12 protein-coding genes are annotated in these 13,266 nt (G+C 61.1%); 3 read left to right on the top strand and 9 right to left on the bottom strand.

Annotated features, from left to right (window positions below):
• The first annotated feature begins 165 nt into the window (after positions 1-165).
• Together QA637_RS17285 and QA637_RS17280 are read left to right on the top strand one after the other, a co-directional pair.
• On the top strand, positions 166-903 hold the full coding sequence (locus QA637_RS17285) for a N5-glutamine methyltransferase family protein (protein WP_380785199.1): 738 nt from the start codon (positions 166-168) through the stop codon (positions 901-903).
• Positions 900-2,012: a hypothetical protein gene (locus QA637_RS17280; protein ID WP_153441103.1), complete on the top strand. Its 1,113-nt coding sequence runs from the start codon at positions 900-902 to the stop codon at positions 2,010-2,012. Before QA637_RS17285 ends, QA637_RS17280 begins: the two co-directional genes overlap by 4 nt.
• Positions 2,013-2,088: 76 nt before the next feature.
• On the opposite strand, the gene nadE is transcribed toward QA637_RS17280, so the two are convergent.
• The 9 genes from nadE to QA637_RS17235 all read right to left on the bottom strand — a co-directional run bounded on the left by nadE (position 2,089) and on the right by QA637_RS17235 (position 12,432).
• Positions 2,089-3,096 carry an NAD(+) synthase gene (gene nadE, locus QA637_RS17275; protein WP_283062476.1) on the bottom strand — a complete coding sequence of 336 codons (1,008 nt, stop codon included), beginning with the start codon at positions 3,094-3,096 and terminating at the stop codon, positions 2,089-2,091.
• Positions 3,093-4,640, bottom strand: a complete 1,548-nt coding sequence (locus QA637_RS17270; RefSeq protein WP_283062474.1) for a class I adenylate-forming enzyme family protein — start codon at positions 4,638-4,640, stop codon at positions 3,093-3,095. The genes nadE and QA637_RS17270 overlap by 4 nt, the downstream gene beginning before the upstream one ends.
• A gap of 28 nt (positions 4,641-4,668) precedes the next feature.
• Positions 4,669-4,935 carry an acyl carrier protein gene (locus QA637_RS17265; protein WP_153441100.1) on the bottom strand — a complete coding sequence of 89 codons (267 nt, stop codon included), beginning with the start codon at positions 4,933-4,935 and terminating at the stop codon, positions 4,669-4,671.
• 22 nt (positions 4,936-4,957) lie between these two features.
• Positions 4,958-6,895, bottom strand: a complete 1,938-nt coding sequence (asnB, locus tag QA637_RS17260; protein WP_283062473.1) for an asparagine synthase (glutamine-hydrolyzing) — start codon at positions 6,893-6,895, stop codon at positions 4,958-4,960.
• Positions 6,896-7,509: 614 nt separating this feature from the next.
• Positions 7,510-8,061, bottom strand: coding sequence for a methylated-DNA--[protein]-cysteine S-methyltransferase (locus tag QA637_RS17255; RefSeq protein ID WP_283062471.1), 552 nt, complete (start codon positions 8,059-8,061; stop codon positions 7,510-7,512).
• Between the two features lie 278 nt (positions 8,062-8,339).
• Positions 8,340-8,915: an S-(hydroxymethyl)glutathione synthase gene (gfa, locus tag QA637_RS17250; RefSeq protein ID WP_153441097.1), complete on the bottom strand. Its 576-nt coding sequence runs from the start codon at positions 8,913-8,915 to the stop codon at positions 8,340-8,342.
• A gap of 99 nt (positions 8,916-9,014) precedes the next feature.
• Entirely contained in the window at positions 9,015-9,878 is an 864-nt protein-coding gene (locus QA637_RS17245; RefSeq protein ID WP_283062468.1) for a substrate-binding domain-containing protein, read from the bottom strand.
• 1 nt (position 9,879) lies between these two features.
• Positions 9,880-10,404 carry a c-type cytochrome, methanol metabolism-related gene (locus tag QA637_RS17240; RefSeq protein ID WP_283062466.1) on the bottom strand — a complete coding sequence of 175 codons (525 nt, stop codon included), beginning with the start codon at positions 10,402-10,404 and terminating at the stop codon, positions 9,880-9,882.
• 156 nt (positions 10,405-10,560) lie between these two features.
• On the bottom strand, positions 10,561-12,432 hold the full coding sequence (locus QA637_RS17235) for a methanol/ethanol family PQQ-dependent dehydrogenase (protein ID WP_283064992.1): 1,872 nt from the start codon (positions 12,430-12,432) through the stop codon (positions 10,561-10,563).
• 483 nt (positions 12,433-12,915) lie between these two features.
• Here QA637_RS17235 and QA637_RS17230 point away from each other — a divergent pair, with 483 nt between their 5' ends.
• A complete protein-coding gene (locus tag QA637_RS17230) occupies positions 12,916-13,260 on the top strand; it encodes a hypothetical protein (protein WP_184108394.1) in 345 nt (114 codons plus the stop codon).
• Positions 13,261-13,266: the final 6 nt, after the last annotated feature.

The raw sequence follows: 13,266 nt of genomic DNA, 5'->3' as shown, positions 1-13,266 counted from the left end.
GCGGACGGGTGGTCCGCGCGGTCACCGGCATCCGCGGACAGTACCACGCAGAAATGATTGCGCGGTTAACGTACTCGCATCAATTGCATTTCAGTTTCCGTTTACCTGGATGGGATAGGGTCCGCGACGATCTGATTTTCCATCCCCAAAACCGAAGGAGCGTTCGTGCAGCAGGGCCACGATCATTTGCACGGTAATCAGGCAGGCGCCCCCTCGGTTCGCCTCGTCCGGTTTATGGACGTCGAACTCGAGCTGGCGCCGGACGTCCTGGTGCCAAGGGAGGAAACAGAACTCCTCGGGCGCCGTGCCGCCGCCATCCTTCGCGATCATGCCGGGCAGGCGACAGTCATCGACATGTGCTGCGGCTCGGGTAACCTTGCGCTCGGCATCGCGGCCGACATTCCTTCCGCACGCGTCTGGGGCGCGGATCTGACCGACAGCACGGTGGCGCTTGCTCGCCGCAACGTCGAGCGTCTTGCCCTTCAGGAGCGCGTGACCATCCGGCAGGGCGACCTTTTCGCGGCGCTCGAGGGCGAGGAGCTGGAAGGCGCGGTCGACTTGATCGTCTGCAATCCGCCCTACATCTCGACATCGCATCTCGAAGGCGACAGCGCCCATCTTCTGGCAACCGAGCCGCGCGAAGCCTTCGACGGCGGTCCCTATGGCATATCCATCCATCAACGCCTGGTGCGCGACGCCATTGCCTTTCTGAAGCCGGGCGGCTGGTTGCTGTTCGAGTTCGGAGAAGGACAGGAACGGCAGGCGGCAGCACTTCTCGCCCGGACCAAGGCCTATGGTGCCGTGACATTTGCCACCGACGCAGCAGGCAAACCACGCGTCGCACTGGTGCAGAGACGCGCTGGCGAGAGCGCGGTCAACGCATTCGAAGGACGCGGCGAATGAGCGATATCCGTCCTTTGGAGGCGGCGGACATTCCGGCGGTTGCCGGGCTGTTCCAGAAGGTATTCCGCAACGGGAAAACCACGCCGCCAGGCTTCATCGATTATCTCCGCCAGCTCTACCTGGAATCGCCCGGATGCGACCCGGAAATCTCGCCGCTCGTCCATGTCAACGGCGGGGGGCGCGTTTCCGGGTTCGTTGGCGTGAATGCCTTGCCGATGACCTTCAATGGCAGACGGTTGCGCGCCGCGATCTGCGGATCGCTGATGGTCGAAGGGCACGAGAGTGACCCGCTTGCCGGCGCGCGGCTCCTCAAGGCTTTTCTCGCCGGCCCGCAGGATCTTTCCTTCAGCGAGACTGCAAGCGAAGTTTCCACGCAAATGTGGACGAAGCTGCGCGGCATCGCGCTTCCGCAATACAGCCTCGAATGGATACGGGTCGTCCGACCTTCGGCCTTTGCGCTCGATCTCGTTGCAAGCCGTGTCCGCCCGGCCCGCCTGCTAAGCCCACTGGCGCGCTCGGTCGATCACCTTTATCGCAGCAGGATGGACCGCGGCAGATTGCGCTGGTCGGGGCTGGCGGAAGACCCGTCCGCCCGCGGGGCTTTGCACGTTGCCGATATCGACCGGCACGCCTTCGGCGCTCTCTTCGAACGGTTGACGGCGCAGTTTGCATTGCGCCCCGACTGGGCGCCGGGGCAACTCGATCACGTGCTGGCGGATGCCGTCGAGAAGCCGGAATTTGGCGAGCCGGTCTTCGCCGCCGTCACCGCGCGCGGCGGCACCCCGGTGGGCGCGTTTTTCTACCACGTGCGTGCCGGCGGCATCGCCCGGGTGCTCCAGGTCCTTGCCGCGCCGGGGCAGGCCGGTCCGGTCGTCGACTGCCTCATTGACCATGCGGCCGCGCGCGGTGTCGCGGGCCTGCGCGGGCGAACACAGCCTGCCCTGTTGGAAGCAATGCTCGGCCGCCGCATTGCTTTCGTCCATGCAGCCTCGACCGTCGTCCACTCCCGCGACCAGGAACTCGTCGAAGCCTTCCGCAACGCGCAAGGCTTCATGAACGGGCTCGCAGGCGAACAATGGAACCGTGTGTTCGGTGGTCGCTTTGACTAGCGCATCGGCTCGAAAACCGGACCCGATTTTCGGAATGCACGATGCGTGGAATCAAAGAACTCTGCCCCTATTCCGGTCAGTGGCCGATTTCCTCGACCGGCTGAACGAGCTGCGGCCCGAGGTGCAGGTAGCGCGTCGCCTTGCGCTTGGCGGCGATATCCGCCCAGACGCGCTCCACCTGGATCGCCGTCAGTTGCGCCGCGCGGGCAACCTCCTCGGCGCTGATGCCATTGTTCAGACCATAGAGGCAAAGGTCCATGCGGTCGTAGGGCAGTGAGAAGTAGAACTCCTCCTGCGTCTGCGCGAGCGAATAGGTGTCCGTCGTCGGCGGCCTGCGCCGGATCTCCTCGGGGACGTCGAGATGCGCGGCGAGCGCATAGACCTGCGATTTGTAAAGATGCGCGATCGGCTTGACATCGGCCGCGCCGTCACCGTTCTTGACGAAAAAGCCCTGGTCGTATTCGAGCCTGTTCGGGGTTCCGAGAACGGCGAAGTTCAACCGGTCGGCGTGATAATATTCGATCTGTTTGCGCGTGCGCTGCTTCATGTTGGTCGCGGCAACAATGCCGAGATAGACCGAGGGTGGCATGCGTAACTTCGTCTGTTTTCCCTCCGGATCCTGGACGACCAGCGAGGAGATGTTGTAGCCATCGCCTTCAAGCGCATTGGCGATGACGATCTTCGATGCCCAGTCCGGCCCATAATCAGGAACAAGCTCCCGGATGAAGGCATCGCGGCGTTCGTAGCAACCCATCGCTGCGAGCGTTGGGCCGATGTCCTCGACGACCGCCTCGACGCCGAAGGTTTCCGCCACCAGTCGGCCGAGGCGGAGGCTCTCCGGATCGGAGTCGTTTTCGGGCATGAACAGACAGAAGACGTTCTTCGCGCCGACGGCGCGCACGGCGAGCGCCACCGAGACACTGGAATCGATGCCGCCGGAAAGGCCGAGCACGAGACCGCGTTTGCGCATGCCGCGCAGTTGCGCGCGCAGCCCTTCGACGATGCGATCCGTCTCCACGGCCGCGTCTAACTTCAGGGCCCCGGCCGAGAAGACAAATTTATCCTGGTCCGGACGGATGTTCATTCTGCAAGCTCCAATGTTTCCGCCGCCAGCCTGCGGCTGACCTTGCCGGTATCGGTCTTCGGGAGTTCGGTGCGGAATTCGACGATCTTCGGCACCATGAAATCCTCGAGATGGCGGGCGCAGTGACGAATGATGTCCTTCTCGCTCAGTGCCGGATCCGAAAGGACGACAAGAGCGCCGATCGCAGACCCAAGCACCGGATCAGGAACACCGATCACGACGGCTTCCGCAATTCCCGGATGGGCGTGCAGCACGGTCTCGACTTCCTTCGGCGCCACCTTTTCGCCGCGCGTCTTGATGATGTCGTCCTTGCGGCCGACGAAATAGAGGAAGCCCTCCTCGTCGGTGCGGAAGAGATCTCCGGTGTAAAGCACCTTTTCCCACGGGTTCGGGCCGGGCCGCAGCATGCGCTCGGTCGCCGCGTCGTTGCGCCAGTATCCCTGCATCACATGCGGGCCGCGGATCACCAGTTCGCCAGGAACACCCGGCGGTACCTGGTTTCCCTCATCGTCGACGACAAAGGCTTCTGTGTTGGGAATGGCGATGCCGACCGATCCCGGCCGACGATCCAGCTCCTCAGGCGGCAGGTAGGTGCAGCGTTTGCATTCCGTCAGGCCGTACATGGAATAGAGCCGAGCAGAGGGGAAGAGTTCTCGCAAACGCGCGATATGGGCCGGCGGCAGCGCCGCGGCGGTGTTCGAGATATAGCGAAGGCTCGGCAGGAAGCCGGGCTCGAGATCGCGCATCTGCAGGATCATCGCCGCCATCGTCGGCACCAGGGGAAAGCCCGTCACGCCTTCGGTGCGAATCCGCTCGAAGATCGCCTGCGGGAAGGCGAAGGATCTTTCGAGCACGAGCGTCGCCCCGAGCCGGACCGTCATCAAGAGCTGGTAGAGGCCGTAGTCGAACGCGAGCGGCAGGACGTTGAGGATGACGTCGTCGGGCGTGTTGCGCAGATAGGTGGTGATCGATTCCGAAGCCGCATCGATATTTCGATGCGTCATCATCACCCCCTTCGGCCGGCCGGTCGACCCGGAGGTGTAGATCAGCATGGCGAGATCGACATCGATGCCGCCGTGGGGAACGGGCGAAGGGTCTGCCGCCAGACAATCCTCGAACGGAGCGGCTCCTTCCGGCGTCCGGCCTCCCGGCACCGCGGTTGAAGCAACGAAAGGCGGCGCGCCGGGCAGAAGGTCGCGCGCCTCCGCGACGATCGGCATCAACTTGGCCTGGGTGAGGATCGCCGCCGCGTCGCAATCGCCGATGATATAGGCGAGCTTGTCGGACTTGGTCGACGCGTTGATCGGGCTGAAGGTCGCGCCGGCCTTGAGGATCGCGAAGATCGAAACCGCCGCCTCCCAGCAATTGTCCATGAAGACCAGAACCCGGTCGTTCCGCTTCACGCCGTTTGCAGCGAGGGCGGCGGCGAGGCGGGTCGAGAGATCATCGAGCTCCTCATAGCTGAGCCGTTTGCGCTCGGTGACGAGCGCCGCCTTGCCGCCGTTTGCTCCGGCGTTCCTGATCAAAAATTGCTCGAACCGCATGCGCGTGGCGCCCCCAATCCGTCGCTGTCTATGCCGAGACCGGCACTGCGGACTTCGCTGCGATGAATGCGGAAATGCGTGCGAGCGAGTCGAGGTTTGCCGGGACGATATCGGCGTCGGTCATGGCGATGCCGAAGCGGTCTTCGATGAAAGCGACGAGCTCCAGCACGCCGGTCGAGTCTATGATGTCGTTCTCGATCAGCGATGCCGTGTCGGCGAGTTCGTAGGATGTGTCACCGAAGAGAAAATTCTCGATGATGAACGCCTTGACGCTGTCCTTGATCGTTTCTGTCATGTCTCATCCTTCCTGTCTTGTTTTAGGCAGCTTCCGCCGCGCGGATGCTCGTGCCGGTGAATGTTTGCAGCCACAGTTGCGTCGACAGGATGCCGACGAAGGCCGCGTTGTCGCGGAAGCCGGAAGGCGGGCGTGCCCGGCACTTCTCGTAAAGTTTCGTCACCGCGCTTGGGTTGAAGAGGCCACCGGCGGCGATCGCCTCTTCGCCCATGGCGGTGCGCACATAGTCGAGTTCGCCCCGGCCGCTGAAGGAATGGCTGTCCGGTGCGCGATAGGGCTGCTTGGTCCGCTTGCCGATCGAAGGCGGCAACAAGTCCTTCGTCGCCTCACGCAGGATGTGCTTCTCCACCAGACCCTTAAGCTTCATTTCCGGCGGCAGTTCCGCCGCGAATTCGACAAGACGGTGATCGAGGAAGGGGAACCGACCTTCAACCCCATGGGCCATCGCCATGCGGTCGCCCTGGCTCGAAAGGATGTAGCCCGGCAGAAGGAAACGGCTTTCAAGATATTGCGCCTGATGCAGCGGATGCCAGCGGCCGAAGGCTTCGGGCAAGCGGCTCATGAGCTCATCGGCCGCATCGTAACCCGCGAGCTTCGCGCGCAAATCGCCCGAGAAGAACATCTTCGTCGCCGCTGTCCCCTTGAGCCGCGGGCGATGCGAAAAGAGCGGGTCGTCAAGCGGATCGTTCCCGGCACCGAAAAATGCCGCCAGATATTCGGACGACTGCTGCTTGAGGCCTGGGAGATAGGGATAGAGCTTGCGGAACAGGTGCGGTCTTATCTGGGAGCCGGGCTGCCGACCGCAGAAGCGGCGCACGCGCGCTTCCTTGAAGATGTCGTAGCCCGCGAAGATTTCGTCGGCCCCCTCCCCCGTGAGCACCACCTTCAGGCCGGAATCGCGCACAAGGCCGGAAAGTTGGTACAGGGGGGCCGGCGCCGTTCGAAGCACCGGCCTCTCCGCAAAACGGATGACGTCGGGAAAAACCTCCGCGATGTCGCCGGCACGGCAGGCAACGGCCCTGTGATCGGTGCCGAGAGCGGCGGCCATTTCGTGCTGGAAGGCGCTCTCGTCATGTTCGGCGCTGTCGAAGGTCACGGAAAAGGTTCGAAGGCCCTGCGGCGCCATGCCGGCAGCGAGCGCCGACACGATGGACGAATCGAGGCCACCCGACAGGTAGGCGCCGACCGGCACGTCGGCCCGCATGCGGATGCGCGTCGCATCGGTCAGAAGCGCGCGCAGTTCCTCGGCAGCCTCACCTTCATCGACATGCCGCGACCGCGCATCACTCTCCGGAAATGCCAGGTTCCAATAGGTCCGTGTGGCTGCGCCCCGCTCGTCGGCAACCATCAGGCTCGCCGGTTCGAGTTCAAAGATATTCTTGAACGGCGTGCGCGGCGCGATCGGCGCCCAGAGCGTAAAAATCTGATCGAGCGCGATCGGGTCGATCTCCGCGGGAATACCAGGGACCTGGAGGAGCGCCTTCACCTCGGAGGCGAAATAGAGCGTTCCCGCCCGCATCGCATAAAACAGCGGCCGGACGCCCATGCGGTCGCGCGCCAGCAGCATCCGCCGGCGACGGTTGTCCCACAGCGCAAAGGCGAAGTCGCCGTTGAGCCGGGACACGCAATCCTCGCCCATTTCATCGTAGAGATGGAGGATGACTTCCGTGTCGCTGGACGTGCGGAAGCGGCGGCCTCTGGTGCGAAGCTCGTCGCGCAGTTCGACATAGTTGAAGATCTCGCCGTTGAAGGCGATCGTCAGTCCGCCCGTGGCATCGGACATCGGCTGCTGGCCATCGCCTAAGCCGACGATCGACAGCCTGACATGGCCAAGACCAGCCTGCGGCGCGGTGAAAGCACCGTGTTCGTCCGGTCCGCGATGGGCAATCGCAACCGTCATCTTCTCAAGAAGAGCCCTTCCATCCGGAACAGAGCCGAAATAGCCACCAAAACCACACATGACGAGATACTCTGACGTCCGCAGACAACGCGGAAAAATATAGACGGGATATCGACAGCAAGAGTTAACTGTCGAGCGTTTTCATTGAAATGGTAAATCAATCGAGACAGACATAAATAGTCTGAGAGAATACAATGGTGGCGCAGACGCTCCCCTCGTTAAAATTTCATACAATTCCTCGATATCGAATAGTATGCAATCTCCAAGAGATCTAGATTTTTAGTTCCAAATCTTCTCGTCCCTATTCGTTTTTGAACTTATAGTTTCGTTAATGAGACTTTAACAGGCTCACGGAGGTCAACGCCCAGATTACATGGATTTGTGGTTAATGCGGCAAATCGCTCGGTCCACCTGATATCCAAGCTACGGCGTTCACTTGGCCGCGTAGATGGCTGGACGGGGCAAGCCGGGATGCCTGGCCTTCAAGTGGATGCGGTGCAGTAGGCCATGGCTTTTATACATGTCGTTGTCCCAAAACCGCTGCACACTTTTGGGCGACATGCATCAGATCCCGATTTTAGGTCCGATCGACCTAAAATCATAAATGTGATCGATTCTAATAAGTTAGCGCGGGATGCGGGCGGAAAACCGTACACATTTTTCCTCATCCCGCGCTAGAAGCCGAAGGTTTGTTGCGCCGGCTGCGGCGGGTCGACATGGACGCCCTCCAGCTCCAGCATGCGGGTCTTTGCCGTGGCACCGCCCGGTGCCGAGAAACCGCCGATCTTGCCGCCGGCCGCCAAGACGCGGTGGCAGGGAATAATCAGTGGAACCGGATTCTTGGCCATGGCTTGGCCAACGTCGCGCGCCGCTTCCGGCCCGGCGCCGAGCTCCTTCGCCAACGCGCCGTAGGTGGTCGTCTGTCCCCAGCGGACACGCCGGGCTGCAGCATAAACTTGCCTGAAAAACGCTTCCTGCCCGGCGAGATCGAGCCTGATGTCGGAGAAGTCGGTTTCCTGGCCCTCGAAGTAGCGCTTCGCGGCCGCAACTGCTTCAAGCACGTCGGGCGTAGGCGTGCCGGGTTCGGCATTGGGAAGGCGGCGCAACAGCATCCGCTCCGCCGCGGCGGAATCTTTTGTCGGCAGCTGGAAGCGCGTTATTCCGTTGTCGTTCCAGGCGATGCCGCAGAAGCCGCCAACCGTTTCGAAGATGAGGTAATGGTGCATCACGTGGACCTCCACGATTCCGATGACATAAGAATCGTGCGTCCGGTCTCCGACTTCAACCCGTTTTCGGCGCGCCGGCTGATGCGCTCCGTGTGATGGACCTGTGTCTTGCAGTGACCGTTTGTGCGACAGGCGCCCACAGGCACGCCGCGGGCAAGCAACAATAGTTCCACGGCAGTCGCGCGGATGCGCAACTGCTGGTCCTTCCTACCCGCGAAGTATGTGTCCAAGCGCCGTGCCAGCGCCCTGGCCAGCACGCTGACACGGCTGCTGCGCGTTCAGCTCGGAAGGGCGCCCGACTTCTTGGCGACCCAGGTGGCAACATAGTCCATCAGCGCTGGCGACAGGCAGTCATAGGGCTCCAGCCCCAGCTCCCTGAGGCGCGCCCGAACGCCATCCATGCGGCTGGGGTCGACTCCCGATTCGATGATGGAGGAGACGAAGGCTGCGAAGCCCGGGGGGGCCCAGCCCGACTCCTGGAAGCGTTCGGGGTGAATGAAGTCCAGCCCCTGGAAGGCATGTTCCCGTTCCACCGGCCCATACATATGAACGCCGCACTCCCTGCAGGCGTGCCGCTGGATCAATGCGGACGGGTCGACCACTTGCAGCTTGTCGCCGTTCTCGAGCACGGTCACCTTGTCGTGCGGAACAACCGCGACAATGGAGAAATCGGCGCCGCTTGGTTTCCAGCATTTGGTGCAGCCGCAAGCGTGGTTGTGGGCAATCTGCCCCTCGATCCTGACCTTGACCGGCCTGTCGGTGCAGGCACAAACAAGCGTGCCTCCGGCAAAATCCGGACTCGCGGGTTTGACGCCGCCATCCACGGCCGGATGAATGCGAATTGAACTATCCATTGCGTCTCCTCCCTGTTGTGCCGAAGTGGCCCTTCGGCCTGCTTCATGTTCCCTCGAATCCTACCCGATTTAACGAATCATGCAGCAGGCATTCGAACGTCACTGCGTGATTCTCTCGTCGTGTTCGTTGAGCAGCGGAACGCCATAGGAGAGCAGGAGCTTGTTGATTTCCGCCTGGTTGTCCCTGATGAAGGCGTTGAGCGTGCGTTTCCATTGCTGATCGGAAGGCCGCACGCCCATGGTGATCCGATAGGTCATGCGCTGGCCCCCCTTCTCCCTTGTCAGGGGCACGAGCGCCAGATCGGCCCCGGACTTGCGGGCGTAATAGCCCGCCATCGGACCCCAGATCACGGCGGCGTCGATCACACCAGCCAGCATATCGCGGATCATGACCTCCGCCATCGATGCCGATACCCGCGTATCGACCATGAGAGGGTACACCTTCGCTTTGCGCATCAGTTTTGCGATTGCCATATTCGCGGAGGGTGGCGTTCCCTGGACCACGCCGATTCGCTTGTCTGCAAGCTTCGGATCGGTCAGCGTTTCGACGCCGGCAAGGTCGCCGTCCTTCTTGTAGAGCAGCACGTAGGAGGAGCGGTAATAGGCGTTGGTATTCTGGACGAGCTCGTCCCCTTGAGCATAGCCCATGATGATGTCGCAGCGATTGGCGCCGAGTGTATTGCGCACAAAGCCGGTGACCGAGGGAAACCACGTATAGGCGACGGAACTGCGTCCTGTCGCGGTTGCGACCATCTTGGCGAGCTTGTCCTCGAAGCCCTCGCCGCTCTTGTCGGAGAAGGGCATGTTGGACGGGTCGGCACAGACCCGCAGCCTGTCCGGGTCGACCAATTCGCCAGCCGCCCCGAGCCCGGCGCTCTGGGACTGCGCTTGCAGCGGCATCAGCGCGACCATTGTGGCAGCGATGAGGGCTGTCTTGCAGGTCCGGTGGACGGCGTGTGCCATGTCATTCCCCCATGCAGGACGCCTCATAGGCCTTCGCCGCTTCGGGCTTGTCGGCCTTCTTGGGCGGACGACCTCGAGGCGCGGCGCCGACGGAGCGTGCGCGCAGGTAGATGTAGATGTCGTCGAGGTAGCAGTAGACGTTCTTGTTATCGCCGAACGCCGGCATAACGTTTTCCTTGCCGCCGCCGACATTCTTGCGACCTTCCGCAACGATCGAGATGAAGGTCGGATAATCCATGTTCTTCACGGTCGTGGCCAAGGCGGGTGCATAACTCGATCCCATCCCATCAGGACCGTGACAGACATGACAGTCCGCGTGATAGCGCCGGTAACCGCTGAAGGTGTACCAGTCGACCGTCCCATCACTCTGGAACTTGAATGTCGGGTTTCCCTCCGCATCGAAGTATTTGCCGTCTTCGTCTTTGACTGCTGCGGCTTTCTGCTTGTCGTCTACCGCTGTAACATTTCCGGGGATCAAGAACGGGAACACGGCGCCGAGCGCCAGAACTACGTTACGAAAGGCCATCAGCAACTCCAAGCTTTGAGAAACCGGAACCGATGCTCCAGCAGGACTTATCGGGGTTTGCACACACGGAAATGCGGACTGCCCGGCAGTGGCTGCCTCGGGCGGCCGTTGTCGGATGGGGCTGCGCCGGCAGCCCCATCATTCTTGAACAGCTCATCAATCCGGAAGACCGAAGACGGTCAGCTGACCGCCGAGCGTTGTGTAGTTCGCCAGGGCAGCATAACCGCCGACTGCACCCAGCCCTGCTGTGGCGATGCTCTGACTTTCCTCGGTCGGAGCTTTTTCACCGGCAACCGCCTGCTGCCACGCTGCTGCACCCTCAGCTCCCAGTAGGCCGCCGGCGAGTCCGATGCCGGCCCAGCCGCCAACACCCGACAGGACTGCTATGTACTGCTTGCCGTCGTGTTCGAAGGTGTTGATGTTGCCGATGATGCCGGAGGGTGTCTTGAACTTGTAGAGTTCATTTCCCGCCGTATCCACGGCCTTGATGTAGCCTTCGAGCGTGCCATAGAAGATGACGTCGCCTTCGGTTGCGAGCGCACCTGACCACACTGAGAACTGCTCCGGCTTCGACCAGACGATCTCACCCTTGGCCGCGTCCCAGGCAATGAAATTACCCATGCCGCCGTGGCTCTTGGGTGTGGGATACATGTTCACGGTCGCGCCCACATAGGGCTGACCGGCCGTGTAGCTCACCTTGTACGGCTCGTAGTCCATGCAGACATGGTTGGTTGGCACGTAGAACAGTTTGGTCTTTGGCGAATAGGCTGCCGGTTGCTGGTCTTTCGTTCCCAGTGCTGCCGGGCAGACACCCTTGGTGTTGACGTCCTCGCCGTTATACTCGGTGGAGTACTCGTTTACGACTTGCGGACGCCCATACTGTTCGCTCTTGGGATCCATCACGACCTCGGTCGCCCAGTTCACCGTCGGATCGTATTTCTTGGCAACCAGAAGCTCACCCGTTGCACGGTCAAGGGTGTAGCCGAAGCCGTTGCGGTCAAAGTGCACGACCACGTCGCGCGGCTGACCGTTGATTTCCATGCCGTCGACGAGAATGTTCTCGTTGACGCCGTCAAAGTCCCATTCGTCGTGCGGCGTCATCTGGTAAAGCCACTTGGCCTGACCGGTATCGACGTCACGCGCCATGAGCGTCATCGACCAGCGGTTGTCGCCGGGTCTCTGGTTGGGGTTCCAGGTCGAAGGGTTGCCCGTCCCGTAGTAGATCAGGTTGAGCTTTGGATCATAGGAGTACCATCCCCATGTCGTACCGCCGCCGGTCTTCCACTGCTCGCCTTCCCATGTGTTCATCCCGGAGTCCTTGCCGACAGGCTTACCGAGATGCGTGGTCTTCTCGGGATCAATCAGCGTTTCGGAGTCGGGACCCGTGGAATATGCCCGCCACACACGCTTGCCGTCACTCAGATTGTAAGCGGTGACATGGCCGCGGACGCCAAATTCGGCACCCGATATGCCAACGATTACTTTGTCCTTTACTATCATAGGAGCGGATGTGCCGGACTCGGACAGGCTCCCGTCGATTTTTTCGCCATTTTGAGCTTGCCAAGCGACCTTGCCGGTCTTGGCATCGAGCGCCGTGACCATCGTATCAGCCTGGTACAGGATGATCTTGCCGTCACCATAGGCCGGACCCCGGTTGACCGTGTCGCAGCACATGATCGGAATAACGTTCGCATCCTGCTTTGGCTCGTATTTCCAGAGGATCTTCCCGTCGTTCTTGAGATCAAGGGCATAGACGGTATTCGGGAACGGCGTATGGACGTACATCACATCGCCGATCACCAGCGGGCCGCCTTCATGGCCGCGCAACACGCCAGTGGAGAACGTCCATTTGACTTGCAGGTTTTTGACGTTGTCCTTGTTGATCTGGTTAAGTTTCGAATAGCGGGTGTTTGCATAGTCGCCGGTCGGCATCGCCCAGTTCTTCGCGTCGCTCGACAGTTTCATCAGTTCATCATTGGCGAACGCATTTCCGGCAAGGGCCGCCATCAGAACTCCAACGGCGGTCATCGGCAGACTTAGTTTTCCGAGTATGCGCATGCGGATTCCTCCCGGTGTCAGTGTGGACCCGAGGCGCGTCATCACAATCCTCGGGCGACCACAAGGCCAGCCCAAGCTCTGTCGTGCTTGTCGTGGGATATCTGCTTACTTCAAAGTTTCACGGTTCAGTTGGATGGGCAGAGGGCACCGTTGTTGCCCGTCCTCTTGACCGACGCGACATTTACGCTCCCAAGAGACAAGGCTTGAAGCCGGAAACGTCAGGTAGAATAGGCGATTAGACGGTCTTAGGCAAGATTAAATAGACGCTGCGCATGCGGCGCAACAATCGCTATGCATGCGGCACAACAACAAAAAATTGCTGCTGTGCAACACATATATTACTAATATCTGTAGAATTTAGGTCTGTTCTGCCAGAATAGTTACTATAATAATACAGCTACAGATCGGCCTAACCTGTCGCCAATCTATACCTCAATACCTGGAGATTTCATCGTGACCACCGGTAACTTGGACGTGATCGCCTTCCTCGCGGCGTTCTCGTGTGCTGCGACGGCATCGGCAGCCGGAAGCTACCCGACCGTTGCAATCGTCGACTATGTGTATGGCTGCATGAAAGCCAATGGCGAAACACGGGCCGCGCTCGAGAGCTGTTCCTGCTCCATCGATGTGATCGCCTCGATCGTGCCCTACGAACGCTACGAGGCAGCCGCGACGTTCAGGAGCCTCGGACTTCAGACCGGCGAAAGCGGGGCCCTGTTCCGGCAGAGTGCACCGGCAAAATCCGCCATCGCCGAACTGAGACGCGCGCAGGCCGAAGCGGACGTCCGCTGCTTCTGACCCCAA

Source organism: Sinorhizobium terangae (genome assembly GCF_029714365.1).
GTDB classification, from domain to species: Bacteria; Pseudomonadota; Alphaproteobacteria; order Rhizobiales; family Rhizobiaceae; genus Sinorhizobium; species Sinorhizobium terangae.
The sequence above is the reverse complement of the archived record's forward strand: the minus strand, read 5'-3'. Positions and strand labels throughout refer to the sequence as shown.

Bases quoted from the DNA above. Each gene is read 5' to 3' on its own strand.
- QA637_RS17235 (WP_283064992.1), bottom strand. From the start codon at position 12,432: ATGACCGCCGTTGGAGTTCTGATGGCGGCCCTTGCCGGAAATGCGTTC.
- QA637_RS17265 (WP_153441100.1), bottom strand. From the start codon at position 4,935: ATGACAGAAACGATCAAGGACAGCGTCAAGGCGTTCATCATCGAGAAT.
- QA637_RS17280 (WP_153441103.1), top strand. From the start codon at position 900: ATGAGCGATATCCGTCCTTTGGAGGCGGCGGACATTCCGGCGGTTGCC.
- gfa (WP_153441097.1), bottom strand. From the start codon at position 8,915: ATGGATAGTTCAATTCGCATTCATCCGGCCGTGGATGGCGGCGTCAAA.
- QA637_RS17270 (WP_283062474.1), bottom strand. From the start codon at position 4,640: ATGCGGTTCGAGCAATTTTTGATCAGGAACGCCGGAGCAAACGGCGGC.
- QA637_RS17245 (WP_283062468.1), bottom strand. From the start codon at position 9,878: ATGGCACACGCCGTCCACCGGACCTGCAAGACAGCCCTCATCGCTGCC.
- QA637_RS17255 (WP_283062471.1), bottom strand. From the start codon at position 8,061: ATGCACCATTACCTCATCTTCGAAACGGTTGGCGGCTTCTGCGGCATC.
- QA637_RS17240 (WP_283062466.1), bottom strand. From the start codon at position 10,404: ATGGCCTTTCGTAACGTAGTTCTGGCGCTCGGCGCCGTGTTCCCGTTC.
- nadE (WP_283062476.1), bottom strand. From the start codon at position 3,096: ATGAACATCCGTCCGGACCAGGATAAATTTGTCTTCTCGGCCGGGGCC.
- asnB (WP_283062473.1), bottom strand. From the start codon at position 6,895: ATGTGTGGTTTTGGTGGCTATTTCGGCTCTGTTCCGGATGGAAGGGCT.